A 22365-nucleotide genomic window follows, 5' to 3' on the forward strand; every position below is an offset into this window, starting at 1 on the left:
ATCGACTCCTTCGGCGTGGGCGAGCGGCTCATCACCTCCAAGAGCGAGCCGGTGTTCGGCGGCGTGTACAAGCTGGCGGCCGTGGAGGACCAGGCGGGCAATATCATCCCCAAGATCAAGATCTCCGAGAACCCCTCCAAGATCACCAATCCCCACTTCAAGAAGGTGTACCGCATCTTTGAAAACGAGACGGGCAAGGCCATGGCCGACCTGATCTGCGTCCACGACGAGGTCATCGACCCCACCCAGCCTCTGGAGCTCTTCGACCCTGAGGCCACCTGGAAGCGGAAGACCGTCACCGACTTCACCGCGGTAGAGCTGCTGGTGCCCATCTTCCAGGAGGGCAGGCTGGTGTACCAGTCCCCCTCCATCACCGAGATGCGGGCCTACTGCGCCGCCCAGATCGATCTCCAGTGGGACGAGGTCAAGCGGTTTGAGAACCCCCACAACTACTATGTGGACCTGTCCCAGAAGCTGTGGGACATCAAGCATGAGCTGCTCAAAGAGGCGGGCCATATCTGAGACACACAAAAACCGGCTGTTCCCGTGGGGAACAGCCGGTTTTCTTTATATGCCGGTCAGTTGAACTTGTAGATCTTCCGAGCCATGCGGTACAGTCCCACGGACAGCTTCCGGCCCTGGTAGCCGGGGATATTGCCCACAAAGGACACCGCCCGGTACTTGAGCTTGTGGTAGAGCCGGGCGTCCACCGACCGGAGGTACTCCCACAGCTCGGTCTTCTTGCCCAACGCCTCGGGAGAGCCGTCGATGATGAGGAAGATGGAGGAGATGGTCATCATCATGGCCAGGTAGTTGCGCATGTACCGGCCCAGCTTGGGCTGGACGGTGAGCACCCGGCGCAGGTCGTGGGCGTCGATCATCAGGCGGGTGACCCGGACCTGCTGGTCCACACGGCCCACCATCACCTTCTCGTTGACGCTCTGGTCCGCCCGGCCGATGAAGTACCGGTACAGGTCCAGGTCCATGTAGTACATGGTCTTGACGTAGGGCAGGGGCTGGTAGACAAAGATGTTGTCCACATAGAAGGTGTGCTTGGGCAGCTCCAGGCCGCACTTGCGCAGCAGCTTGGTGCGGTAGATGACCGAGTGCATCAGCAGGTACTGGGAGGCCCGGAACCGGCCGATGTCGTTCCAGGTGAAGATCCGGTTCCTGGGGAACACGTTGGTGTAGCCCATCACCTTGCGGGTGTTGTCCTCCACGTGCTCGTAGACATAGTTGGCGATGACCATGTCCACAGGCCGCTCCATCTTGGCAAACTCCCGCAGCTTATTGAGCACCTTGTGGAGGGCGTCCACGTCCAGCCAGTCGTCGGAGTCCACCACCTTGTAGTAGATGCCGGAGGCGTTGCGGATGCCCTGGTTCACGCCCTCGCCGTGGCCGCCGTTCTCCTGGTGGATGACCCGGACAATGTCGGGGTACTGCTCGGCGTACCGGTCGCAGATGGCGGGGGTGTCGTCCTTGGTGGAGCCGTCGTCCACCAGGATGATCTCGATGTCGTCGCCCCCCTCCAGGAGGGTCTGGATGCAGTGGTCCATGTAGGCCGCCGAGTTGTAGCACGGCACGGCAAAGGTAATAATCTTATCCATTTTTCTCTCACCCTTCTGTTTGCCGGGCCCTCAGCCCAGCAGACGGTCCGCCAGCTCCAGGGCCCGGACCACAATGGCGTCCATATTGTAGTACTTGTACTCCGCCAGCCGGCCCAGCAGGTGGAAGTCGGGCAGGGCGTCGGCCAGGGCCCGGTACTTGGCGTACAGGGCGTTGTTGGCCTCATTGATGATGGCGTAATAGGGGGTCTCCTCCGCCGCGCCGGTGTAGGTGCGGGAGTACTCCTTGACAATGGTGGTCCGGTCGGGCAGATCCTGGCCGGAGAAATACTTGAACTCGGTGATGCGGGTGTAGTCCTCGCTGACGGTGTAGTTCACCGTGCCCCGGGGCTGGAACCACTCCACCGGGTGGGTCTCGAACTTGAAGTCCAGGGTGCGGTAGGGCAGGCGGCCGAAGCAGCAGCCGAACAGCTCGTCCACCGCGCCGGTGTACACCACCGCGCCCGTAAATGGCTCGCCGTCCAGGGAGAGGCCGGAGACGTCCAGGCTCAGGCGGTCGGAGGCGTCCACCCCCAGCTCCACGGTGATGTTGGGGTGGTCCAGCATGTGGTCAAAGACAGGGGTGTAGCCCTCGGCGGGGATGCCCTGCCAGGTATCCTGGAAATACCGGTCGTCCCGGGACAGGAACACGGGCACCCGGGCGGTGGTGTTGGGGTCGATCTCCTCCGGCGTCTGTCCCCACTGCTTCATGGTATAGTGGACAAACACGTTCTCATATACATAATCCGCCAGGGCCTTGATCTCCGGGTCGTCGCTCTTGCGCAGCTCCAGAATGGTGACCTTTTTCTCCGCGCCGTAGGTCTCCACCAGCTTCTTCTCCAGCCGGGCGGCCTTCTCGGGGCCGTAGGCCAGCTCCAGGGAGGTCAGGTTGAAGGGCACGGGCATCATGGTGCCGTGGACATTGGCCACCACCCGGTGCTGATAGTCACGCCAGGCGGTGAAGCGGGAGAGGTAGTCATAGGCCCGCTGGCTGTTGGTGTGGAAAATGTGGGGGCCGTACTGGTGGATGAGCACGCCGGCGTCGTCCAGTCGGTCGTAGGCGTTGCCGCCCACGTGGCTGCGCCGCTCCAGCACCAGCACTTTTTTCCCGCCCCGCTCGGCCAGCTCCCGGGCGGTCACCGCTCCGGCGAAGCCGGCGCCGATGACCAGGCAGTCGTACTTCTGACTCATGGAATGAACACCTCGCAGCATGATCTTTCCTCCATCTTACCAGATTTTGTGGATAAAATGAACGGAAAAAGTATTAAGAAAGCCTTAAATTGCCGAAATATTTCAGCGGTCGGAGCCGCCGAACCGGTCGAAGCGGCCGTCGGTGGGGCCGTTGGTGTTGCCCAGGAAGGTATCGTTGTAGTGGTCGATGGCCCGCTGGATGACCTTGATGGCCGCCTCGCGGCCGTTCACGTCGCCGGCCACCGTATCCTTGCCCTCCAGCTGCTTATAGACCGAGAAGAAATGGGCCATCTCGTCAAAGACGTGGGCGGGCAGCGCGCTGATGTCCCGGTAGCCGTTGTAGGCCGGGTCGGAGAAGGGGATGGCGATGATCTTCTCGTCGTTCTTGCCGTCGTCCAGCATGGAGATATAGCCGATGGGGTACACCCGCACCAGGGTCAGGGGGTCCATGGACTCGGAGCAGAGGACCAGCACGTCCAGGGGGTCGCCGTCGTCGCCGTAGGTCCGGGGGATAAAGCCGTAGTTGGCGGGGTAGTGGGTGGAGGTGTGGAGCACCCGGTCCAGGATGATGAGGCCGGTCTCCTTGTCCAGCTCGTACTTCTTCTTGCTGCCCTGAGGGATCTCAATGACGGCCACAAAATCCTCGGGGGTGATGCGCTTGGGGCTGATATCGTGCCAGATATTTGACATGCAGCAGGCTCCTTCTTTACTCAAACGTTTTTCACGCGCCCTGTCCGGCGCATGGTCTGTATCGCTGTATCTTTTTTATTATATCTGATTGTTCCCCGCTTTACAACGCGGTTTTCCCATCTTTTGGCCTGTTAGACCCCTTTTTCCGCCCCGGGGAACAGGCGGAGGAAGGGCTTGGGCACCGGCGCGGTCACAGTCAGGGGCGCTCCGGTGCGGGGGTCGGTGATGGTGAGCCTCACGGCGTGGAGGGCCAGCCGGTCCATGGGGCCGGCGCCGTCGCCGTACTTTCTGTCCCCCGCCACGGGACAGCCCAGGTCGGCCATGTGGACCCGGATCTGGTTCTTCCGGCCCGTGTCCAGTGCCACCCGCACCAGGGCGTACTCCCCCGCCCGGGAGAGGACCTTGTAGCGGGTGATGGCCTCCTTGCCGCCGCTGCCAGGACCGGCGGAGTAGACCACCCGGGTGGAGGTCTCCCTCAGCCAGGAGCGGACCACGCCCTCCTGCCGCTCAGGCGCGCCCACGGTCACCGCCAGATAGATCCGCTCCTTTACCAGCTTGTCCCAGTCCTCCTGGAGGGAGCGCTTCATCTCCTCATTCCGGGCGAAGAGCACCGCGCCCGAGGTGTCCCGGTCCAGCCGGTGGACCACAAAGAGCTTCTTCTCCCGGCTGCCGTCCCGCAGGGTGTCGGCCAACATCCGATAGGCCGTGCGCTGCCGCTCCCCCTCGTGGCCCACGGTGAGGAGCCCGGCGGGCTTGTCGATGGCGATCAGGTCCTTGTCCTGATAGAGGATGGGGAATGGGGCCTTGGCCCGCTCCTCCCCGCCCTGGGGCAGGATGGTCACCACCTCCCCCGGCTCCAGGGGCCAGTCAAAGCGGGTGACGATCTTCCCGTCCACCGCCACCTGCCGCCCGGACAGCAGGTGCTTCACCGCGTTGCGGGACTTCCCCTTCACCTGCTCCAGCAGGAACTCCAGCAGATAGCCCTTCTCCGTCACAGGGTAGCGCCGCTCCCCCGCCGTGCTTTTTCCCATGGTTCTCCCTCCGTCCTGTGGTGCTTCTCAGTCGAGCATGGAACATTTTATCACAGCCCCGCCCCGATGGCTACCCCGGACAGGACAGGAAACCGTCTGTTTTTTCTTGACAGGCCGGGGCGGAAAATGTTAGAATGGACGAACATAAGGGAGTAGTCGGCGCGGCGTGCGCGGCGGAGCCAACATACTGGGGCCTGGGGCCTCTGGTTCAGCCTGAAATGACGAGACTTATCTGCCAGGGGGCGGATAGGTCTCTTTTTGTTTGCCTATTTTTGGAAAAATGCGCTGTTTTCTCCCGCTCCGGCCCTCAGGCCGGGCCAAATCCCCCGACCGGAGGTTTTTTATTATGGGTCTTCTGGAACTGTTCATCATCGCCGTGGGGCTGTCCATGGACGCCTTCGCCGTCTCCATCTGCAAGGGCCTGTCGGTGGGCAGGGTCCGCCTGGGCCATATGCTCACCGCCGGGCTGTGGTTCGGCGGCTTTCAGGCCCTGATGCCCTTCCTGGGCTGGCTGCTGGGCTCCCAGTTCGAGGCCCTCATCACCAGCGTGGACCACTGGATTGCCTTTGTGCTGCTGGCCTTTATCGGCGGCAACATGGTCAAGGAGTCCCGCAGCGAGGAGGAGCGGCAGGACGGCTTCTTCTCCCCCGCCGCCATGCTCCCCCTGGCTCTGGCCACCAGCATCGACGCCCTGGCCGTGGGCGTCACCTTTGCCTTCCTGCGGGTGGACATCGGCCCCGCCGTGGCCTTTATCGGCGTGATCACCTTCCTGTTCTCGGCGGCGGGCGTCAAGATCGGCAGCGTGTTCGGCGCCAGGTACCGCTCGGGAGCCGAGCTCTTCGGCGGGTGCGTGCTCATCCTCATGGGCGTGAAGATCCTGCTGGAGCATCTTGACATCCTGGGCTGAGGGCTTGACATTCTCCCACCGCCTGTGTTATCCTCTCTTACGACAATTTTTGATTCGTGCCGGCATTTACCACCGGGTAAATGCAGTCTGTGCCTGTATATATTCCGTAGGTCTTAGAAGGAATATATCCAGGCACTTTTTGCTCTGCGGGGTCCGGCAGCCCCATCTTTGAAAAGCGAGGGATCAACCTATGGACGAGCATAATCTGAACAGCACCTTTGCCCGCTACATGTCCCTGAACATTCTGGGCATGGTGGGCATGTCGGGCTATATCCTGGCGGACACCTTTTTCGTGGCCATCCGTCTGGGGTCGGACGGCCTGGCAGCCCTGAACCTGGCCATCTCGGTGTTTGGCTTTATCAACGGCCTGGGTATGATGCTGGGCATCGGCGGCGCCACCCGGTACGCCATCTGCAAGGCCCGGGAGGACGACAAGGAGGCCAACGCCTCCTTCACTCTGTCCCTGATTGCCGGCATCGGGGCCGGCGTGGTGCTGGTGGTCTTCGGACTGCTGTTCTCCCAGCCTCTGGCCAGGCTGCTGGGCGCGGAGGAGCGGATCCTGCCCATGTGCGCGGTGTACCTGCGCACCGCCTTTCTCTTCGCCCCCTTCTTTATTCTCAACCACATTCTGGTGGCCTTTGTCCGCAACGACGGCAGCCCCAAGCTGGCCATGGCGGCCATGCTGGTGGGCAGCCTGTCCAACATCGTGCTGGACTACCTGTTCCTCTACCCCCTGAACATGGGCATCTTCGGTGCCGCCCTGGCCACCGGCACCGCCCCCATCATCGGCATCGCCATCTCCCTCTTCGGCCATATCCTGCCCGGACGCAGCCGGTTCAAGGCCGCGCCCACCGGGCTGTCCCTGCGGAAGATGGCCGCCGTGGCCGGACTGGGCATCGCCGCCTTTATCAACGAGTTCTCCTCCGGCATCACCCTGGTGGTGTTCAACCTGCTGGTGATGCACGCGGCGGGCACTGTAGGCGTGGCGGCCTACGGCGTGGTGGCCAATCTGGCCCTGGTGGTGCTGTCCATCTTCACCGGCATCTCCCAGGGCAGCCAGCCCCTCCTCAGCCACGCCTACGGCATGCAGGACCTGGACGTAGTACGGCGGGTGTACCGCAAAGCCCTGGCGCTGGCCTCTGTTCTGGGGCTTGCGGCGCTGGGCGCCGCCCTGCTCTTCCCCGGGCAGCTGGTGGCCCTCTTCAACAGCGAGGGCAACGCCGAGCTCCAGGCCATCGCCGAGCCGGGACTGAAGCTGTACTTTGTGGGCTTCCTGTTCGTGGGCTTCAACTTTGTCACCGCCGCCCTGCTGGGCGCCACCGAGCAGGCGGGCGCCTCCTTCCGGGTGTCCTTTTTCCGGGGCTGCCTGGGCATTGTGCCTGCCGCCTGCCTCTTTGCCTCCCTCTTCGGCATGACCGGCATCTGGCTCTCCTTCCCGGCCGTGGAGCTGGTGACCCTCTTCCTCAGCGTCCGGCTGGGCCGACGGGCCCTGGCCGGCGTGGCCCTCCCCGGCGGCGAGGCCATGGCCATCTGATTCCAGGCAGATAAAAAATCCCCTCCGGATCGCTCCGGAGGGGATTTTCCGTTTCCGTTTTGGGGACCAGCTTACTTGTGGTCGACGGAGTACATGTGCTTGATGAGCTCCAGCACCTTGTTGGAGTAGCCCACCTCGTTGTCGTACCAGGACACGACCTTCACGAAGGTGTCGGTCAGGGCGATGCCGGCCTTGGCGTCGAAGATGGAGGTGCGGGTGTCGCCCAGGAAGTCGGAGGAGACAACATCCTCGTCGGTGTAGCCCAGAACGCCCTTCAGCTCGCCCTCGGAGGCGGCCTTCATGGCGGCGCAGATCTCCTCGTAGGTGGCGGGCTTGGCCAGGTTGACGGTCAGGTCAACGACGGACACGTCCAGGGTGGGAACACGCATGGACATACCGGTCAGCTTGCCGTTGAGCTCGGGGATGACCTTGCCCACGGCCTTGGCGGCGCCGGTGGAGGAGGGGATGATGTTGCCGGAAGCAGCACGGCCGCCGCGCCAATCCTTCATGGACACGCCGTCAACGGTCTTCTGGGTGGCGGTGGTGGAGTGAACGGTGGTCATCAGGCCATCGGTGATGCCGAAGTTGTCGTTCAGGACCTTGGCGATGGGGGCCAGGCAGTTGGTGGTGCAGGAGGCGTTGGACACGAAGTTCATGTCGGTGGTGTACTTGTCCAGGTTCACGCCGCAGACGAACATGGGGGTGCTGTCCTTGGAGGGGGCGGACATGACGACCTTCTTGGCGCCGGCCTTCAGGTGGGCCTCAGCCTTCTCCTGGGTCAGGAACAGACCGGTGGACTCCACGACGTACTCGGCCTCCAGCTTGCCCCAGGGAATGTTGGCGGGGTCACGCTCGGCGAAGACAGGGATGCACTTGCCGTTGACCACGATGCCCTGCTCGTTGCTGCTCACCTCGCCGGCGAACTGGCCGTGCATGGTGTCGAACTTCAGCATGTAAGCCAGGTAGTCGGCGGGGCACAGATCGTTGATGCCCACGATCTCGATCTCGGGATGATTCAGACTAGCGCGGAAGACCATACGGCCGATGCGGCCAAAGCCATTGATGCCGACTTTAATGCTCATTTCAATTCTCTCCTTTTAAAATGTTCGAGGTATCCTCGTGCGCCCCCTATTATAGCCTATCTTGTTGCGTTTTTAAAGAGTTTTTTTGAAATTTCCCAAAAAATTTGCTTTTTTTATTCAAGTTATAGCAAGTGTGCCCACAAAAGCGCTTAAGTCCGGCATAAGCGTCCGCCGGCCCGGCTTTGTACCGGTGTTCCGCCGGCTTCTTCCGTGTTTATCCGCTCCAAGCGGAATCTATTCCTGTTTTTCCCTCTCTTCAACCGGCCGCCGGGGGCAAAACGCGGCCCTTAGTCCGCTTTTCTCCTCATTCGACCCTTTTCGACAAATCCACTTGTTGCCCGGGCCAGATTTTGGTATACTGAAAAAAACGCGGTTCCACCCGGAACTGCATAAGCTATAACGCAGCATGAGATATTGAATGGAGGTGAGCGCAGCCTATGCACAACACGCCGTTCTCTCCCTTTTCCCTGGAGCACGTGCCCTTTCCCGCCCTGATCGTCCGTGAGGGAAAGACCGCTGTCTGCAACAGCGCGGCGGCGGAACTGCTGGGTCTGGACCCTGCCGGCGGGCCGGCGCCCGAGTTCCTCTCCGGCTTTTCTTCCGACTCCGGCCCCACTGTGGGCACCTGCGCCGCCAACGGCCGGACCTGGCGGTTCTCCCTGTCCCCCCAGGGGGACGGGTTGCTGGCGGTTCTCCTGCCTGAGGACCCGGTAAGTTCCCCCTTCCCCGGCACCGCCGCCCTGCTGGAGCAGATGCGGCAGCACATGAGCAACCTGACCGCCGCCGCCCAGCTCATCTCCCCCGCCCTGAAGGGGCTGGATCCCAAATACGAGCAATATATGGCCGTCCTGGACCAGAGCTTTTACCGGATGCTGCGCCTGATGAACAACGCCGAGACCGCCGGCGCCCTGGCGGAGGGACGGCTGACCCTGTCCGCCGCTCCCCTGGACCTGGCCGGTCTGTGCCGGGATCTGTGCCGGAAGGTGTCCGGCCTGGCGGAGGCCGCAGGGGTATCCTTCCGCTTTGACGACCGTTGCGGCTCTCTGCTCACCACCGGGGACAGCGTGCTCATCCAGCGGATGCTGCTGTGCCTCATCTCCAACGCCCTGCAGGCCGCCGGCAGCGGCGGCAGGGCGGGCCTGCGGCTGACGGAGACCGGCGGCCGTGCCCTTCTCACAGTGTGGGACAGCGGCCCGGGTCTGGACAGCCGCTCCAATGCCGGCGGCGCAGGCGCGGGCCTGCCCATCGCCCGGCAGATCGCCGCCCTCCACGGCGGCGCACTGATGCTGGAGAGCAGGACCGGCGAAGGCCTGCGGGCCACGGTATCCCTCCCTGTCAGCCGGCCGGAGCAGCCCCCTCTTCTCCGCACGCCCCGACAGGCCGCCGACCTCACCGGCGGCTTCTCACCGGTGCTGATCGAGCTGTCCGCCGTGCTGCCTTGGCAGGTCTTCCGGCAGGATGGGCTGGAATAATTTCTTTTTTGTCTGTCAAACACTTGACAATCTCTTGCGTGTGCCATACAATACGAAAAAGGTAACACGCTATATATTTGGAGGATTTCATGGGCAGAGAGAGCGACGTAGGATTTCTGATCAAGCTGATCTACGACGCCCACGGAAAGGTACTCTATCAGCGTTTCCGGTCCGAGGGGATCACCCCGGCCCAGGCGGAGGTACTCCGCTTTGTCATGGCCCAGGGCGGCGCCCGGACCACGCTGCGGGACGTGGAGGCCTTTCTGGGTGTGTCCCACCCCACAGTGGTGGGCCTTGTAAGCCGTCTGGTGGAAAAGGGACTGCTGATCAGCGTGCCCGACCCGGAGGACAAGCGGGCCCGGAACCTCTACCCTCTCCCTCCCGCCGACGCCAAGGACGAGGCCCTCAACGCCATCGAGGACAGCGAGGAGCTGCTGACCCGCGGCCTCTCACCGGAGGAACGGGCCGAGCTGGTGCGGATGCTGAAGGTGGTCCGGGACAATCTGCAAAAGGAGCTGGGCGAATAGCCCTTCTTCTTTTTCCCATATATATAGCATGTTACTTATTTAGTCAACGGCACATAGAGGAGGAATCTATAATGAAAAGAAGCATCTCTCTGTTCCTCGCGCTGGCGCTGCTGTTCTCCCTGGCTTCCTGCTCGTCCCAGGAACCTGAGACCAGCCCCTCCGGCTCCCAGGCTCAGACCGCGTCCTACACCGGCACTGCCCGGGGCTACGGCGGGGACATCAGCGTCACCATCGAGGTGGCGGACGGGGTCATCACCGCCTGCACCATCGACGCCCCCGACGAGACCCCTGATATCGGCGGCGCCCAGATCGACCACTTCCAGACCGCCATCGTGGAGAACCAGGGCCAGGTGGACGCGGTGTCCGGCGCCACCGGCACCTCCAACGGCGTCATCGCCGCCCTCCAGGACGCCATGCGCCAGGCCGGGCTGCTGGACACCGCTGAGTACCAGATGACCCCCGGCACCTACACCGGCCAGTCCCACGGCTTCTCCTGCATCGACTTTGTCACCGTGGACGTGACGGTGGACGAGAGCAGCATCGTCTCCCTGTCCCTCCAGGACAACTTTGTGGACGACCAGGACTCCTATGAGAACCGTTACCTGTGCACTGGGGCCTTTGAGGAGCTGGAGCCCCAGATCCTGGAGCTGCAGAGCATCGGCGTGGATGCCGTCACCGGCGCCACCGGCTCCTCCAACGGCATCAAGAACGCCATCCGCTCGGCTCTGGAGCAGGCCTTTGACGCCTCCGGCTACTCCGATGACGAGATCAACACCGCCATCAACGCCATGTTCATGACCCCCTCCTCCAAGACTGAGGACGTGGAGGAGCTGAGCTGCGACGTAGTGGTGGTGGGCGCCGGCGCCGCCGGTGCGGTGGCCTCCCTGGCCGCCCTGGACAGCGGCGCATCCGTGCTCAACATCGAAAAGACTTTCCGCTGGGGCGGACAGTCCATGATGACCGGCGGCCCCAAGGCCTACAGCCCGGATACCACCGCCGACCAGGCCCAGGCCATCCTGGACACCTATGAGCAGACCATTGCCAACCACCGCCACGGCGAGGAGGACTCCCAGTGGAATGACCCGGACTATGTGGCCGCCCACGCCGACGAGTTCACCCCCGTCAACGCCGAGGCCTACAAGGCCGTGGTGCCCGCCTCCGGTCTGGGCATCCAAAAAATCATGGAGTACGGCATGGCCTTTGTCCAGTCCTCCATGTCTATGGTGATGGAGAACGTTACAAAGGGCGGTCCTATGGCTTTGCCCACCACGCCTGAAGAGCCCGACCTGTTCACGCCCGACGATGTCTACTCTTTCGGCACCGACGGCGAGGGCACCAGCGTTTCCTACTATGAGGCGGAGAAGTACTACGATACCGTGTACGACAACTTCATCTCCAACGGCGGCCAGGCCCTGCTGTCCACCACGGTCACCAACCTGACCTACGACGACGACGGCAACATCACCGGCGTGGAGGCCCACGGCGACGACGGCACCACCTACTATGTCACCGCCAAGGCGGTTGTGCTGGCCACCGGCGGCTACGGCGGCAGCGACGAGCTGATGGACGAGTGGGCCGGCGGCGGCGACGACTGGCTCTACTACGGCTGGCAGGGCAATGACGGCGACGGCATCCTTATGGCCCTGGACGCCGGCGCGGCTCCCTACAATCTGGACGCCTACCCCATGAGCCACCAGCGTATGGGCGAGCAGTTCATCACCGCCTTTGAGGTCCAGACCGCCGACGACGGCACCCAGTGGTCCCCCAATGACCTGACCGTCATCCTGGCCTGCAACCCCGACGGCGTGTTCGTGGAGGACGACGGCACCTCCTTCCGCCCCGAGGACTATGACGCCTACAACCCCATGGGCGGCTTCTCCGGCGCCATGGGCACCTACTCCATCGGCTCCTCCTACTATGTGGTCTACTCCGCCGAGCAGCTCCAGGCCTACGCCGAGAGCGGCCTGACCAGCAACGCCATGGGCTTCCAGAACGTGGGTCTGGGCATCCCCACCGGCATGGCCCTGGGCGACTGGGTGGATACCGTCATGGAGCAGGCCGTGAGCCAGGGCTTTGCCTGGAAGGTGTCCTCCCTGTCCGAGGGCGACGCCCTGCTGGGCTTTGAGGACGGCACTCTGGCCGCCGCCTACGGCACCAGCACCTCCGATGCCAATGCCGACGGCAGCGAGTACTACTATGTGATGAAGTGCTGCGGCCTGGCCATCAGCTCCTGCGGCGGCGTGGAGGTCAACAGCAACATGCAGGCTGTCCGTGAGGACGGCACCGCCATTGAGAACCTGTTCGTGGCGGGCAACGACGGCTTCGGCAACATCATGGCCACCGGCGCCGAGTACCCCATCGGCGGCGACGCCGGTATGTGGGTCTTCGGCAGCGGCTATATCGCCGGCGAGCAGGCCGCCGCTGTGGCGGCAGGCTGAGCCCCTTTCCATAAGCAAACAAAGGCGCGGCCCGGATTGCTCCGGGCCGCGCCTTACTGTCTGGATTTATCCCGCTTCCGTGATGCGCGCCAGCTCCGCCTGAGCCCGGGCAATGCCCGTCTCTTCCTCCCCCTCCAGGCCGGCCAGCTGCTGGAGCACCGACTTCACCTCCATCCCCGCCCGGACCACGCTGTCCCGGGACTGCTCGATCTGTTCCTGCACCGCCAGGTCGGCAAAGAGTCCGTCAAAGAAGTAGTCGGCAAAGGTGGCGAAGTCTCCGATGGACACCTGGGCCCGGGAGATCAGGTCCACGTCGGCCAGCTCGGTGCGGAACCGGGACATGGCCTGCTGGGCCTGGTCCACATAGTTCCGCGCCTCGTCCAGCTTGTCGTGCTTCATCATGGTGACGAAGACTCCGCCGCCCAGCATGTCCCAGGTGCCCAGGCCCTGGGCCTCGTCCAGCTTGTCGTCCGCCACGTCCAGGCAGGAGAACACCTCTTCCCCGGCGGCCGAGGCCTCCCGGAGCTCCTTGATCCTGTCCTTCCGCCGGGCGATCTCCTCTTCCAGCTCGGCGATCCGCTCCCCGGTCGGGCCGCCCGCAGTGCGCAGCAGGGCCCGCTTCTCCTCCAGGGCCGCCTCCAGCTCCGCCGTGCAGTCGGGCATGCCCTCCAGCTCCCGTTCCATTTCGGCCAGCCGGTTTTGGGCCGCCTCCACGTCCCGGAGGGCCTGCTCATACTTGGCCTGGGCCGCCAGCGCCTCCGCCTCCTCCTTGGACAGCCGCACCTCCCGGTCACCGGTGATGCGCAGCCACAGACCCTTCAGGCTCACGCCCTCCAGCTCCTCCACATCCCGCCGCTCCTTGGCCAGCTGCTGGGCCAGCTCCTCCGCCCGGGCGGAGCGCTCCCGCGCCTCGTCCCCCAGAGCGGACCGCTGGACCAGCAGCCGCCGCCGTCTCTCCTGCCGCTCCCCCAGCTCCGCCAGGGTGCGGTTGAGCTCTTCCAGTGTGCGCGCCATGTTCCGTCGCTCCTTTCGCCGGTTTTCTCTCTTTTATTCTACCTGTTCCCCTGCCGCTGCGCAAGCTTTCCCCTGGACTTCCGGGGGGAGATGCCGTAAAATATACCTCACAGGACAAGCCTGCCGGCGGCACCGCCGGGTATTGATATAAAGGAGTTTTGCAATGGAGACCATTGTTCAGATCCTGGCCCGGGAGCTGGGCCGAAAGGAAGAGCATGTCCAGAACGTCATCACCCTGCTGGACGAGGGGAACACCATCCCCTTCATCGCCCGGTACCGCAAGGAGATGCACGGCACCATGGACGACACCACCCTCCGCACCCTGGCCGACCGCCTGACCTACCTGCGCAACCTGGACAAGCGGCGGGAGGAGGTCAAGGCCTCCATCGAGGGCCAGGGCAAGCTGACCGAGGAGCTGTCCGCCGCCATCGACGCCGCCGCCACCCTGGCGGAGGTGGAGGACCTGTACCGCCCCTACAAGCCCAAGCGCCGCACCAGGGCCACCATCGCCAAGGAGAAAGGCCTGGAGCCTCTGGCCCAGCTGCTCTTTGTCCAGGGCAGGGACTGCCCCGCCCCTGAGACGGCGGCGGCGGACTATGTGGACCCGGAGAAGGGGGTCAACTCGGTGGAGGAGGCCCTGGCCGGGGCGTCCGACATCATCGCTGAGGCCATCAGCGACGACGCGGACCTGCGCAAGCGCCTGCGGGAGCTGTGGCGGAGCAAGGGCAGCCTGGTGTCCAAGGCGGCGGACAAGGAGCCCGAGGACACGGTGTACCGCCTGTACTACGACTTCAGGACCCCGGTCTCCCGGGCCATGGGCCACCAGATCCTGGCCATCAACCGGGGCGAGCGCGAGGATGTGCTGAAGGTCTCGGTGGAGATGGACCGGGAGGCCGCCCTCATCGTGGTGCGCAGAGCTGTGCTGGTGCCGGGGGCCCCCTCCATGGCCTTTGTCCGCGCCGCCGCCGAGGACGCCTATGACCGGCTCATCGCCCCCAGCCTGGAGCGGGAGATCCGCAACCTGCTCACCGAGCAGGCCGACGAGGGCGCCATCAAGATGTTCGGACTGAACCTGAAGCCCCTGCTGATGCAGCCGCCGGTGAAGGGCTTTGTCACCATGGGCCTGGACCCGGGCTACCGCAACGGCTGCAAGGTGGCCGTGGTGGACGGTACCGGCAAGGTGCTGGACACGGCGGTGGTCTACCCCACCTTCAACGAGCGGAAGAAGGAGGAGGCCATCGACGTGCTCTCCAAACTCATCCGCAAGCACGGCGTGGCCCACATCGCCATCGGCAACGGCACCGCCAGCCGGGAGACCGAGCAGATGACGGTGGAGATGATCAAGCGGCTGGGGGGCGGCGTGAGCTATATGATCGTCAGCGAGGCGGGGGCCAGCGTGTACTCCGCGTCCAAGCTGGCCGCCGAGGAGTTCCCCGAGTACGACGTGAACCTGAGAAGCGCCGTGTCTATCGCCCGGCGGCTCCAGGACCCCCTGGCCGAGCTGGTGAAGATCGACCCCAAGGCCATCGGCGTGGGCCAGTACCAGCACGACATGCCCCAGGCCCGGCTGGACGAGACCCTGTCGGGCGTGGTGGAGGACTGCGTCAACTCGGTGGGCGCCGACCTGAACACCGCCTCCGCCCCCCTGCTCACCCGGGTGGCCGGCCTCAACGCCACCACCGCCAAGAACATCGTCAAGTACCGGGAGGAGAACGGCGCCTTCACCTCCCGCAAGCAGCTGCTGAAGGTGCCCAAGTTGGGCCCCAAGGCCTTTGAGCAGTGCGCCGGCTTCCTGCGGGTGCCTGAGAGCGCCAACGTGCTGGACAACACCGGCGTCCACCCGGAGAGCTACGACGCCGCCGGCAAGCTGCTGGAGCTGTGCGGCTACGGCATGGCCGACGTGAAGGCAGGCAACCTGTCCCAGCTGCCCCAGCGGGTGAAGGACTACGGCGAGGAGAAGGCCGCCCAGGCCTGCGGCGTGGGTGTGCCCACCCTGCGGGACGTGGTGGGCGAGCTGATGAAGCCTGGCCGGGACCCCCGCGACGAGCTACCCAAGCCCATCCTGCGCACCGACGTGATGGAGATGAAGGACCTGAAGCCGGGCATGGAGCTGACGGGCACGGTGCGCAACGTCATCGACTTCGGCGTGTTCGTGGACATCGGCGTCCACCAGGACGGCCTGGTCCACATCTCTCAGCTGGGGGCGGGCCGCCGGGTGAAGCACCCCAGCGAGGTGTGCGCCGTGGGGGATATCGTCACTGTCTGGGTGCTGGAAGTGGATGAGAAGAAAAAGCGCATCTCTCTCACCATGAAGAAGCCCTCCTAAGCCCGAAAGCAGCCGCGCAACCTGAAGTTGCGCGAAAAAAATCCCCGCCGAAACGCCGGGTTGGTGGTAAAACCGGCCTTCTTCCGGCAAAATGGTGCTGAAAGGAGTGACCGATTTAAATGACTCATTTTGAACATAACCTGCCCATCCTCCGCCGCCGGGCCGGGTACACCCAGGAGGGCCTGGCCGAGGCCCTGGGGGTGAGCCGCCAGGCGGTGAGCAAGTGGGAGAGCGGCCAGAGCCTGCCCGAGGCCGCCACCCTGCTCACCCTGGCCGACCTGCTCTCCTGCACCCTGGACCAGCTGATGCGGGAGGAGCTGTCCGAGGCGGATTTTCCCCCGCCCCCTGCCCCTGACACAGAGGCAGAGGAGGCCCGGTTCGCCCTCTTCGTGGCCTACGACCAGCACATGGACCGCTTTTCCGCCCTCATGGCCGCCGGGGTGTTCCTGTCTGTGGCCAGCGTGGCCGCCCTGCTGGCGGGCTATCTGAAGTGGGGAAACACCGGTCTGATGGTGCTGCCCTTCTTTCTGTGTGTGGCGGCGGCGGTCTTCCTCTTCGTGTGGGGCGGTATCGCCCACAGCGACTTCCGCAAGGCCCACCCGGACATTCCGCCCTTCTACAACGCCGACGCCATAGCCGCCTTCCGCAAGGTGTTCCGGGCGGGCATCGCCGCGGCAGTGGCCGCCATTGTGGTGGCGGTGGCCCTGCTGATCGGGCTGTCCGTCCTGTGGCACTCCCAGCCCAGCGGCGGCGCGGCGGCCTGCACGGTGTTCTTCCTGGTGGTGGCCGCTGCGGTGGCGGTCCTGGTCTACCTGGGCATTGAGCACAGCAAGTACCACGGCAGCGGTGCCGCCGCCGAGACCGGCAGCTATGAGTACAAGCCCAATGAGGCCGCCGACCGCCGGTGCGGCTTCATCATGTCCGCCGCCACCATCATCTTTCTTGTGGCGGGCTTTGTGTTCAACGCCTGGCACCCCGCCTGGGTGGTGTTCCCGGTGGGTGGACTCCTCTGCGGCATGGTGAGCGGAACAGCCAAGAAATGAGGAATACGCATGACTTTTGATGAAGCTGGCGATCTGCTGGACCAGATGGCGGAGGAGTTCCCCGAGGCGTTTTACACCGACCTCAACGGCGGCATCTCCCTGCTGCCAGACGAGAAGCCGGACCCGGAGTTCCCGCCGGGGGAGATGTACATTCTGGGCGAGTACTGCGACGACCAGATGGGCCGGTACATCCTCCTGTACTACGGCTCCTTTGCCGCCCTGGCGGCCAAGGAGAACTGGACCGAGGAGGACTGGGAGGAGGAGCTCTACACCACTCTGGCCCACGAGTTCACCCACCACATCGAGGGTCTGGCCGGCGAGCACGGCCTGGACCGGAAGGACGAGGCCTTTCTGGAGGCCTGGCGGGACGGCCTGGAGCCCGAATAATCCCATAAAGAGACAGACCGCCCTCCGGCAGTGCCGGAGGGCGGTCCTTGTGTTGATCGGGTGTTGGCTCAGCAGGTGGCGCCGCCGGTGATGTGCAGCTGGGCGTCCAGAATGGCCTGCTTGCGGGAGAGGATGTCGTCGGAGAGGAGCTCCTTCTCCACGTGGTCAAAGCCCAGGCGCTCGATGGTGTCGGCAAAGCGCTCGCCGGTCTTGCCCTGCTCCCGGAACAGGAGGATGGCCTTCTCGATGATGCTCAGGGCCTCCTCCTTGGTGGAGATCAGCTTGCTGAGGGGCCGGCCGGTGGCGGTGTGCTTGCCCCAGCGGCCGCCGATGTAGATCTTGTAGGCGAAGGTGCCGCCGTCCATGGCATCAAAGTGGCACTTGTCGATGCAGCGGCCGCAGTTGTTGCAGACGTCCTTGTCAATGGTCAGCTCGCCGTCCTCCAGCTTGGCCGCGCCCATGGGGCACACCTGGGCCACGCCGCACTTCTTGCAGCCGTTGCACTCCTCGGGGTCGAAGTTGGGAATCATCTGGCCGATGATGCCCAGGTCGTTCAGGTCGGGCTTGACGCAGTTGTTGGGGCAGCCGCCCACGGCAATCTTGAACTTGTGGGGCAGGCGGACATTGCGGTAGCCCTTGTAGAACCGCTCGTGGATCTCCTCGGAGAGGGCGAAGGTATCGTGGAGGCCGTACTGGCAGGTGGTGCCCTTGCAGGCCACCACGGGGCGGACCTTGGAGCCGGTGCCGCCGGTCTCCAGGCCGGCCTGGGCGATGTAGGCCCGGAAGGGCTCGATGTTGTCGTAGTGGACGCCGGGGACCTCCACGGTCAGGCGGGTGGTGAAGGCCACGGTGCCGTTGCCGAACTTCTCGGCGGCCTCGGCGATGATCTGGTTCTGCTTGGCGGTGATCTTGCCGTTTACGGTGATGATGCGCGCATTGAAGCAGTCGGTTCCCTTGTTGTTGAGAAAGCCCAGGGCTTTCACCCGCTTGATATCCTCAGGGCTGATGGTGCAGGCCATAATTGTTACCTCTCCTTATGTATAATTTTATGTCTCAGCGCAGAACGTATCTCGATTACTTCACCAGCTCGGTGCCGTTGACGGTGGTGCCTCCCTCCAGCACCACGGTGTTGGCATAGCCCAGGGCGCGCAGCCGGTTCTGGGTCAGGTAGGCCCGCTTGCCCTTGGCGCACACCAGCAGGAGCTTCTCGTCCTTGCCGATGCCCTCCAGCCCGGCGGGCAGGGCGGTGAAGTCCAGGTAGGGGGCGCCGGTGACGGCGGGGGCCATGCCCACGTCCAGGATGCGGTAGCCCTCGGCCTTGCCGGCCTGGAAGTCGGCGGGGCCAATGCTCACCAGCTTGCCGGAGAGCTTGTTGAGCAGGATCTGCACCGCGGCCACAAAGGGGTGGATGGCGGTGGAGAAGGGGGGCGCGTAGGCCATGTCCATGTTGGCCAGGTCGGCCAGGCGGGCCTTCATGGTGATGGCGGTGACTGCAATATCCACCATCTTGTCCACAGCGCCCTTGCCCAGCACCTGGATGCCCAGCAGCCGCTGGTCCTCACGGGCGGCCACCAGCTTGATGATAAACTCGCCGGAGCCGGGGTAATAGTGGGCCTTGTCGTCCAGCACGCACACCACGCTCTCGGCGTCGATGCCGGCAGCGGCGGCCTGGGCCACGCTCATGCCGGTGCGGCCGGCGTTGAGGCCGGGCAGCTTGCACACGGCGGTGCCCAGCACGCCCAGGTACTCGCTCTCGCCGCCCGCCAGGTTCACGGCGGCGCTGCGGCCGGCGATGTTGGCGGTGGAGCCCATGGGGGACCAGGCGGGGGCGCCGGTGATCAGGTTGTGGACCATAGCGCAGTCGCCCACAGCCCAGATGGCCGGGTCATTGGTCCGGCCGTGGAGGTCGGTGAGCAGGGTGCCCTTCACCATGTCCAGGCCGCTGTCCATGAGCCACTTGGTGTTGGGCCGGATGCCGGTGGACAGCACCACCAGGTCGGCCTTCATCTTCCGGTTCTCGCACAGGACCTTCTCCACCTTCTCCTCGCCGGTGATGGCGGTGACCCGCTCGTTGGTGAAGACCATGATGTCCTGGTCGGCCAGGCGGTCCTCGGCCCAGGCGGCCATCTCCTGGTCAAAGCCGGGGAGGATCTGGGGGGCCATCTCCAGCACGGTGGTGCGGATATCCCGGGAGGCCAGGTTCTCCGCAGCCTCCAGGCCGATGTAGCCGCCGCCCACCACCACGGCCCGGCGGACCTCGCCGCTCTCGGCGGCCTGGCGCAGGGCCACGGCGTCCTCAGGGGTGCGGAGGAAGAACACGTTCTTCAGGTTCACGCCCTCAATGGGAGGGGCCACGGGGGACGCGCCCACGGCCAGCACCAGCTTGTCGTAGCTGTACACGCTCTCGCTGCCGTCGGAGAGGTTCTTGGCGGTGACGGTCTTGGCAGCGCGGTCCAGGGCCACGGCCTCCACGCCGCACTTCACCGCCACGCCGGTGAGCTTCTCAAACTTGGCGGGGGTGTTGACGATCAGGGCGCTCCGGTCGGCGATGACGCCGCCCACGTAGTAGGGCAGGCCGCAGCCGGCGTAGGAGATGTCCTCGCCCTTGTTGAGAATGGTCACTTCCGCTGTGGGGTCCTCGCGCTTGAGCTTGGCGGCTGTCTTCGTGCCCGCGGCCACGCCGCCGATAACCAAAATTTTCATTGGAATATCCATCCTTTCCGGCGGCTGACCCGCCTTTCACGCATTGTTTTTATTTTATCACTTGTTCTGCTATTGGTAAAATAGTAAAATTGGATACAGGCAATCAGAAAAACCGATACCGTCAAAGGAGGGGGCACAATTGATCACCATCCGCCACCTGAAAATCTTTCTCACCGTGGCCGAGACCCGGAATATGAGCGAGGCGGCCGCCCGGCTCTACGTGTCCCAGCCCACGGTCTCCCAGACCATCGGCGAGCTGGAGAAGATGTACAAGGCCCGGCTGTTTGAGCGCTACCCCAAGGATCTCTTTCTCACCGAGGCAGGCCGCACCCTCCGGGCCCAGGCCCTTCTGGCGGTGGAGGCCTTCGACCGGCTGGACGAGGTCATGAAGGGCGAAGGGGAGCGGCCCGCTCTCCGGGTGGGCGCCACCCTCACCGTGGGCAGCACGGTGCTCTGCCCCATCCTGGACGAGCTGCGGTCGGTCCGGCCCAACGTGGACCTGTCGGTCCAGGTGGACAACACCCGCACCATTGAGGGCAAGCTCCTCCAGAACGAGCTGGACGCCGCCATTGTGGAGGGCATCATCCACCGGGAGGAGATCCTCTCCTCCCCCATCATCAGCGACTGCCTCATCCTGGTCTGCGCGCCCGACCACCCCTTTGCCGCCCGGAAGGCGGTGGAGCCGGAGGAGCTGGCCGGACAGCCCTTTATCCTCCGGGAACAGGGCAGCGGCACCCGCGCCCTCTTCGAGTCCTTTATGGCCCGCCGCCGCCTGCCCCTGAACATCAGGTGGGAGTGCAGCAGCGCCACCGCCATCAAGCAGGCCGTCATGCGGGGATACGGGCTGGCCGTCCTCTCCGCCCGGCTGGTCAGCGGCGAGCTGGCCCGGGGCGAGTTGCGGCGGGTCAACGTGGAGGGCTGCGTGTGGCAGCGCTCCTTCCTGCTGTGCTACCACCGCAACAAGGTCATCAGCGACACCCTCCGCCGCTTCCTGGACATTGCCGCCTCCTACTCCTCCTACGGCGCCCCCTGTCCCATGGAGGGGCAGATATGAGCGCAACTTCTCTGTCAATTTTCCCTATCGCCAGTATTTGGTCTATATATTCATGCGCATTTTGTACATTTGACCTTTGACAAATTCCTGACAATACGATAGAATACCATCGTTTAACAAGGAAACGATTCTATCTGTGATTGAAAAGGAAGGAGTCCCACCATGAAAAAGAACGCGCTTGTCCTTGCCGCCCTGGCCGGCGTAATGGCCCTCAGCCTCACCGCCTGCAGCCAGCCCGACGCCGGCGAAAGCTCCCCCGCTCCCACCGACGGCAACGCCGACGCCGTCACCACCGCCTCCGTCACCACCGGCCTGTACGGCAACATGAGCCAGCAGGAGCTGCTGGACGCCATCGCCGCCTACAGCGGCGTGTCCGTGGTGTCCACCGTTAACGCCGACGGCACCCCCAACATCGCCATCTTCACCCCCGGCGCCGCCGGTGACGACAGCCACATCGTCTTCGGCTTTGCCGACAACGCCACCAAGACCAACCTGCTCCGGGACAAGGTGGCCAAGATGGTGTTCGACATTCCCAACACCGCCGCCGAGACCAAGGAGGAGCGCCACCAGGGCGCTGTGGTCAAGCTGGAGCTGGAGGAGGACCAGGACGTCCTGGCCGACCTGATGGCCAACAACGACCGCATCACCGAGAACTCCGTGGTGTGCCGCATCGTGGAAGTGCTGCCCGTGGGCTGAGCCCATCCCAACTGAAAAGCAGAAGAGCTGCCGCCCCTGTCCGAGGCTTCTCGGCACAGGGGCGGCTCTTTTCTCCCGCGCCTCCGCCCTGTCATATACTGGGGCGGAGGTTTTGACTATGAACAACTTTTCCGGCAATCCCGATCCCCGCCGCCCCTTCTGTCCCTGGTCCACTGTGACCGTATGCCCCATCCCCGGCCCTACGGGGCCCACTGGACCCACAGGCCCGGCAGGAGATTCCGGGCCCGCAGGACCCACAGGGGCGACCGGCCCCACAGGACCCGCAGGCGAAAACGGCGCTCCGGGGGCCACGGGGCCCACAGGGCCGGCAGGAGACCCAGGGCCCGCAGGGCCGACAGGGGCGACCGGACCCACAGGGCCCGCAGGCGAGAATGGCGCTCCGGGGGCCACAGGGCCCACCGGGCCTGCAGGAGAGCCCGGGCCCGCAGGGCCGACAGGGGCGACCGGACCCACAGGACCCGCAGGCGAGAACGGCGCTCCGGGGGCCACGGGACCCACAGGGCCAACCGGTCCCACAGGGCCTGCGGGTGCGGACGGACAGGACGGCCAGGCTGGACCCACCGGTGCGACCGGGACGGTTTATTTAGGAAAGGCGACTATCTGTAAAAATGCGGTTTTTTGTCAAACCGCCTCGTTATGGGTATT

General features: G+C 64.5%; 18 protein-coding genes and 1 pseudogene. 11 read left to right on the forward strand and 8 right to left on the reverse strand.

Annotated elements, in window-relative coordinates:
* A pseudogene (locus Q0K23_RS10670) lies at positions 1-522 on the forward strand (nicotinate phosphoribosyltransferase); the annotation flags it as partial.
* A 56-nt stretch (positions 523-578) separates the two neighbouring features.
* Here the strand turns inward: Q0K23_RS10670 and Q0K23_RS10675 are convergent.
* The 4 genes from Q0K23_RS10675 to Q0K23_RS10690 all read right to left on the reverse strand — a co-directional run bounded on the left by Q0K23_RS10675 (position 579) and on the right by Q0K23_RS10690 (position 4516).
* Complete coding sequence (locus tag Q0K23_RS10675; RefSeq protein WP_294521877.1) at positions 579-1607, reverse strand: glycosyltransferase family 2 protein; 1029 nt, start codon at positions 1605-1607, stop codon at positions 579-581.
* A 30-nt stretch (positions 1608-1637) separates the two neighbouring features.
* Positions 1638-2795 carry a UDP-galactopyranose mutase gene (glf, locus tag Q0K23_RS10680; RefSeq protein ID WP_294521917.1) on the reverse strand — a complete coding sequence of 386 codons (1158 nt, stop codon included), beginning with the start codon at positions 2793-2795 and terminating at the stop codon, positions 1638-1640.
* 102 nt (positions 2796-2897) lie between these two features.
* Positions 2898-3485 (reverse strand): inorganic diphosphatase, encoded by a 588-nt coding sequence (locus tag Q0K23_RS10685; RefSeq protein ID WP_294521879.1) that lies wholly within the window; start codon positions 3483-3485, stop codon positions 2898-2900.
* 131 nt (positions 3486-3616) lie between these two features.
* Positions 3617-4516: an RluA family pseudouridine synthase gene (locus tag Q0K23_RS10690; protein ID WP_294521881.1), complete on the reverse strand. Its 900-nt coding sequence runs from the start codon at positions 4514-4516 to the stop codon at positions 3617-3619.
* Between the two features lie 346 nt (positions 4517-4862).
* Here Q0K23_RS10690 and Q0K23_RS10695 point away from each other — a divergent pair, with 346 nt between their 5' ends.
* Together Q0K23_RS10695 and Q0K23_RS10700 are read left to right on the forward strand one after the other, a co-directional pair.
* Positions 4863-5423 carry a manganese efflux pump MntP family protein gene (locus tag Q0K23_RS10695; RefSeq protein ID WP_294521883.1) on the forward strand — a complete coding sequence of 187 codons (561 nt, stop codon included), beginning with the start codon at positions 4863-4865 and terminating at the stop codon, positions 5421-5423.
* Between the two features lie 190 nt (positions 5424-5613).
* Positions 5614-6957, forward strand: coding sequence for an MATE family efflux transporter (locus tag Q0K23_RS10700; protein WP_294521886.1), 1344 nt, complete (start codon positions 5614-5616; stop codon positions 6955-6957).
* Between the two features lie 71 nt (positions 6958-7028).
* Here the strand turns inward: Q0K23_RS10700 and gap are convergent, their stop codons facing one another.
* Positions 7029-8039 carry a type I glyceraldehyde-3-phosphate dehydrogenase gene (gene gap / locus Q0K23_RS10705; protein ID WP_294521888.1) on the reverse strand — a complete coding sequence of 337 codons (1011 nt, stop codon included), beginning with the start codon at positions 8037-8039 and terminating at the stop codon, positions 7029-7031.
* A gap of 437 nt (positions 8040-8476) precedes the next feature.
* Between gap and Q0K23_RS10710 the strand changes: the two genes are divergently transcribed.
* From Q0K23_RS10710 to Q0K23_RS10720, 3 genes are all read left to right on the forward strand, one after another.
* The gene (locus tag Q0K23_RS10710; RefSeq protein ID WP_294521891.1) at positions 8477-9511 is read left to right on the forward strand and encodes a sensor histidine kinase KdpD; all 1035 of its coding nucleotides are present in this window, start codon (positions 8477-8479) and stop codon (positions 9509-9511) included.
* Positions 9512-9600: 89 nt separating this feature from the next.
* Positions 9601-10038, forward strand: a complete 438-nt coding sequence (locus tag Q0K23_RS10715) for a MarR family winged helix-turn-helix transcriptional regulator (RefSeq protein WP_294521894.1) — start codon at positions 9601-9603, stop codon at positions 10036-10038.
* Between the two features lie 71 nt (positions 10039-10109).
* Positions 10110-12476 (forward strand): FMN-binding protein, encoded by a 2367-nt coding sequence (locus tag Q0K23_RS10720; protein WP_294521896.1) that lies wholly within the window; start codon positions 10110-10112, stop codon positions 12474-12476.
* Between the two features lie 66 nt (positions 12477-12542).
* Here Q0K23_RS10720 and Q0K23_RS10725 read toward each other — a convergent pair whose 3' ends face one another.
* On the reverse strand, positions 12543-13490 hold the full coding sequence (locus tag Q0K23_RS10725) for a hypothetical protein (RefSeq protein WP_294521898.1): 948 nt from the start codon (positions 13488-13490) through the stop codon (positions 12543-12545).
* Positions 13491-13653: 163 nt separating this feature from the next.
* On the opposite strand from Q0K23_RS10725, the gene Q0K23_RS10730 reads away from it, so the two are divergent.
* The 3 genes from Q0K23_RS10730 (at position 13654) to Q0K23_RS10740 (ending at position 17246) form a co-directional block, all read left to right on the forward strand.
* On the forward strand, positions 13654-15816 hold the full coding sequence (locus tag Q0K23_RS10730) for a Tex family protein (RefSeq protein WP_294521899.1): 2163 nt from the start codon (positions 13654-13656) through the stop codon (positions 15814-15816).
* 119 nt (positions 15817-15935) lie between these two features.
* Positions 15936-16859: a helix-turn-helix transcriptional regulator gene (locus Q0K23_RS10735; protein ID WP_294521903.1), complete on the forward strand. Its 924-nt coding sequence runs from the start codon at positions 15936-15938 to the stop codon at positions 16857-16859.
* A 9-nt stretch (positions 16860-16868) separates the two neighbouring features.
* Entirely contained in the window at positions 16869-17246 is a 378-nt protein-coding gene (locus tag Q0K23_RS10740) for a metallopeptidase family protein (RefSeq protein WP_349231153.1), read from the forward strand.
* A gap of 68 nt (positions 17247-17314) precedes the next feature.
* On the opposite strand, the gene Q0K23_RS10745 is transcribed toward Q0K23_RS10740, so the two are convergent.
* A complete protein-coding gene (locus tag Q0K23_RS10745; RefSeq protein ID WP_294521907.1) occupies positions 17315-18265 on the reverse strand; it encodes a (4Fe-4S)-binding protein in 951 nt (316 codons plus the stop codon).
* Between the two features lie 55 nt (positions 18266-18320).
* Positions 18321-19949 (reverse strand): FAD-dependent oxidoreductase, encoded by a 1629-nt coding sequence (locus Q0K23_RS10750; RefSeq protein WP_294521910.1) that lies wholly within the window; start codon positions 19947-19949, stop codon positions 18321-18323.
* Positions 19950-20088: 139 nt separating this feature from the next.
* Here Q0K23_RS10750 and Q0K23_RS10755 point away from each other — a divergent pair, with 139 nt between their 5' ends.
* Positions 20089-21003 carry a LysR family transcriptional regulator gene (locus tag Q0K23_RS10755; protein ID WP_294521912.1) on the forward strand — a complete coding sequence of 305 codons (915 nt, stop codon included), beginning with the start codon at positions 20089-20091 and terminating at the stop codon, positions 21001-21003.
* Positions 21004-21165: 162 nt separating this feature from the next.
* Entirely contained in the window at positions 21166-21699 is a 534-nt protein-coding gene (locus Q0K23_RS10760; RefSeq protein WP_294521915.1) for a pyridoxamine 5'-phosphate oxidase family protein, read from the forward strand.
* Positions 21700-22365: the final 666 nt, after the last annotated feature.

This window comes from uncultured Pseudoflavonifractor sp. (assembly GCF_944387275.1).
Lineage (GTDB): Bacteria > Bacillota > Clostridia > Oscillospirales > Oscillospiraceae > Pseudoflavonifractor > Pseudoflavonifractor intestinihominis.

Bases quoted from the DNA above. Each gene is read 5' to 3' on its own strand.
- Q0K23_RS10675 (WP_294521877.1), bottom strand. From the start codon at position 1,607: ATGGATAAGATTATTACCTTTGCCGTGCCGTGCTACAACTCGGCGGCC.
- glf (WP_294521917.1), bottom strand. From the start codon at position 2,795: ATGAGTCAGAAGTACGACTGCCTGGTCATCGGCGCCGGCTTCGCCGGA.
- Q0K23_RS10685 (WP_294521879.1), bottom strand. From the start codon at position 3,485: ATGTCAAATATCTGGCACGATATCAGCCCCAAGCGCATCACCCCCGAG.
- Q0K23_RS10690 (WP_294521881.1), bottom strand. From the start codon at position 4,516: ATGGGAAAAAGCACGGCGGGGGAGCGGCGCTACCCTGTGACGGAGAAG.
- Q0K23_RS10695 (WP_294521883.1), top strand. From the start codon at position 4,863: ATGGGTCTTCTGGAACTGTTCATCATCGCCGTGGGGCTGTCCATGGAC.
- Q0K23_RS10700 (WP_294521886.1), top strand. From the start codon at position 5,614: ATGGACGAGCATAATCTGAACAGCACCTTTGCCCGCTACATGTCCCTG.
- gap (WP_294521888.1), bottom strand. From the start codon at position 8,039: ATGAGCATTAAAGTCGGCATCAATGGCTTTGGCCGCATCGGCCGTATG.
- Q0K23_RS10710 (WP_294521891.1), top strand. From the start codon at position 8,477: ATGCACAACACGCCGTTCTCTCCCTTTTCCCTGGAGCACGTGCCCTTT.
- Q0K23_RS10715 (WP_294521894.1), top strand. From the start codon at position 9,601: ATGGGCAGAGAGAGCGACGTAGGATTTCTGATCAAGCTGATCTACGAC.
- Q0K23_RS10720 (WP_294521896.1), top strand. From the start codon at position 10,110: ATGAAAAGAAGCATCTCTCTGTTCCTCGCGCTGGCGCTGCTGTTCTCC.
- Q0K23_RS10725 (WP_294521898.1), bottom strand. From the start codon at position 13,490: ATGGCGCGCACACTGGAAGAGCTCAACCGCACCCTGGCGGAGCTGGGG.
- Q0K23_RS10730 (WP_294521899.1), top strand. From the start codon at position 13,654: ATGGAGACCATTGTTCAGATCCTGGCCCGGGAGCTGGGCCGAAAGGAA.
- Q0K23_RS10735 (WP_294521903.1), top strand. From the start codon at position 15,936: ATGACTCATTTTGAACATAACCTGCCCATCCTCCGCCGCCGGGCCGGG.
- Q0K23_RS10740 (WP_349231153.1), top strand. From the start codon at position 16,869: ATGACTTTTGATGAAGCTGGCGATCTGCTGGACCAGATGGCGGAGGAG.
- Q0K23_RS10745 (WP_294521907.1), bottom strand. From the start codon at position 18,265: ATGGCCTGCACCATCAGCCCTGAGGATATCAAGCGGGTGAAAGCCCTG.
- Q0K23_RS10750 (WP_294521910.1), bottom strand. From the start codon at position 19,949: ATGAAAATTTTGGTTATCGGCGGCGTGGCCGCGGGCACGAAGACAGCC.
- Q0K23_RS10760 (WP_294521915.1), top strand. From the start codon at position 21,166: ATGAAAAAGAACGCGCTTGTCCTTGCCGCCCTGGCCGGCGTAATGGCC.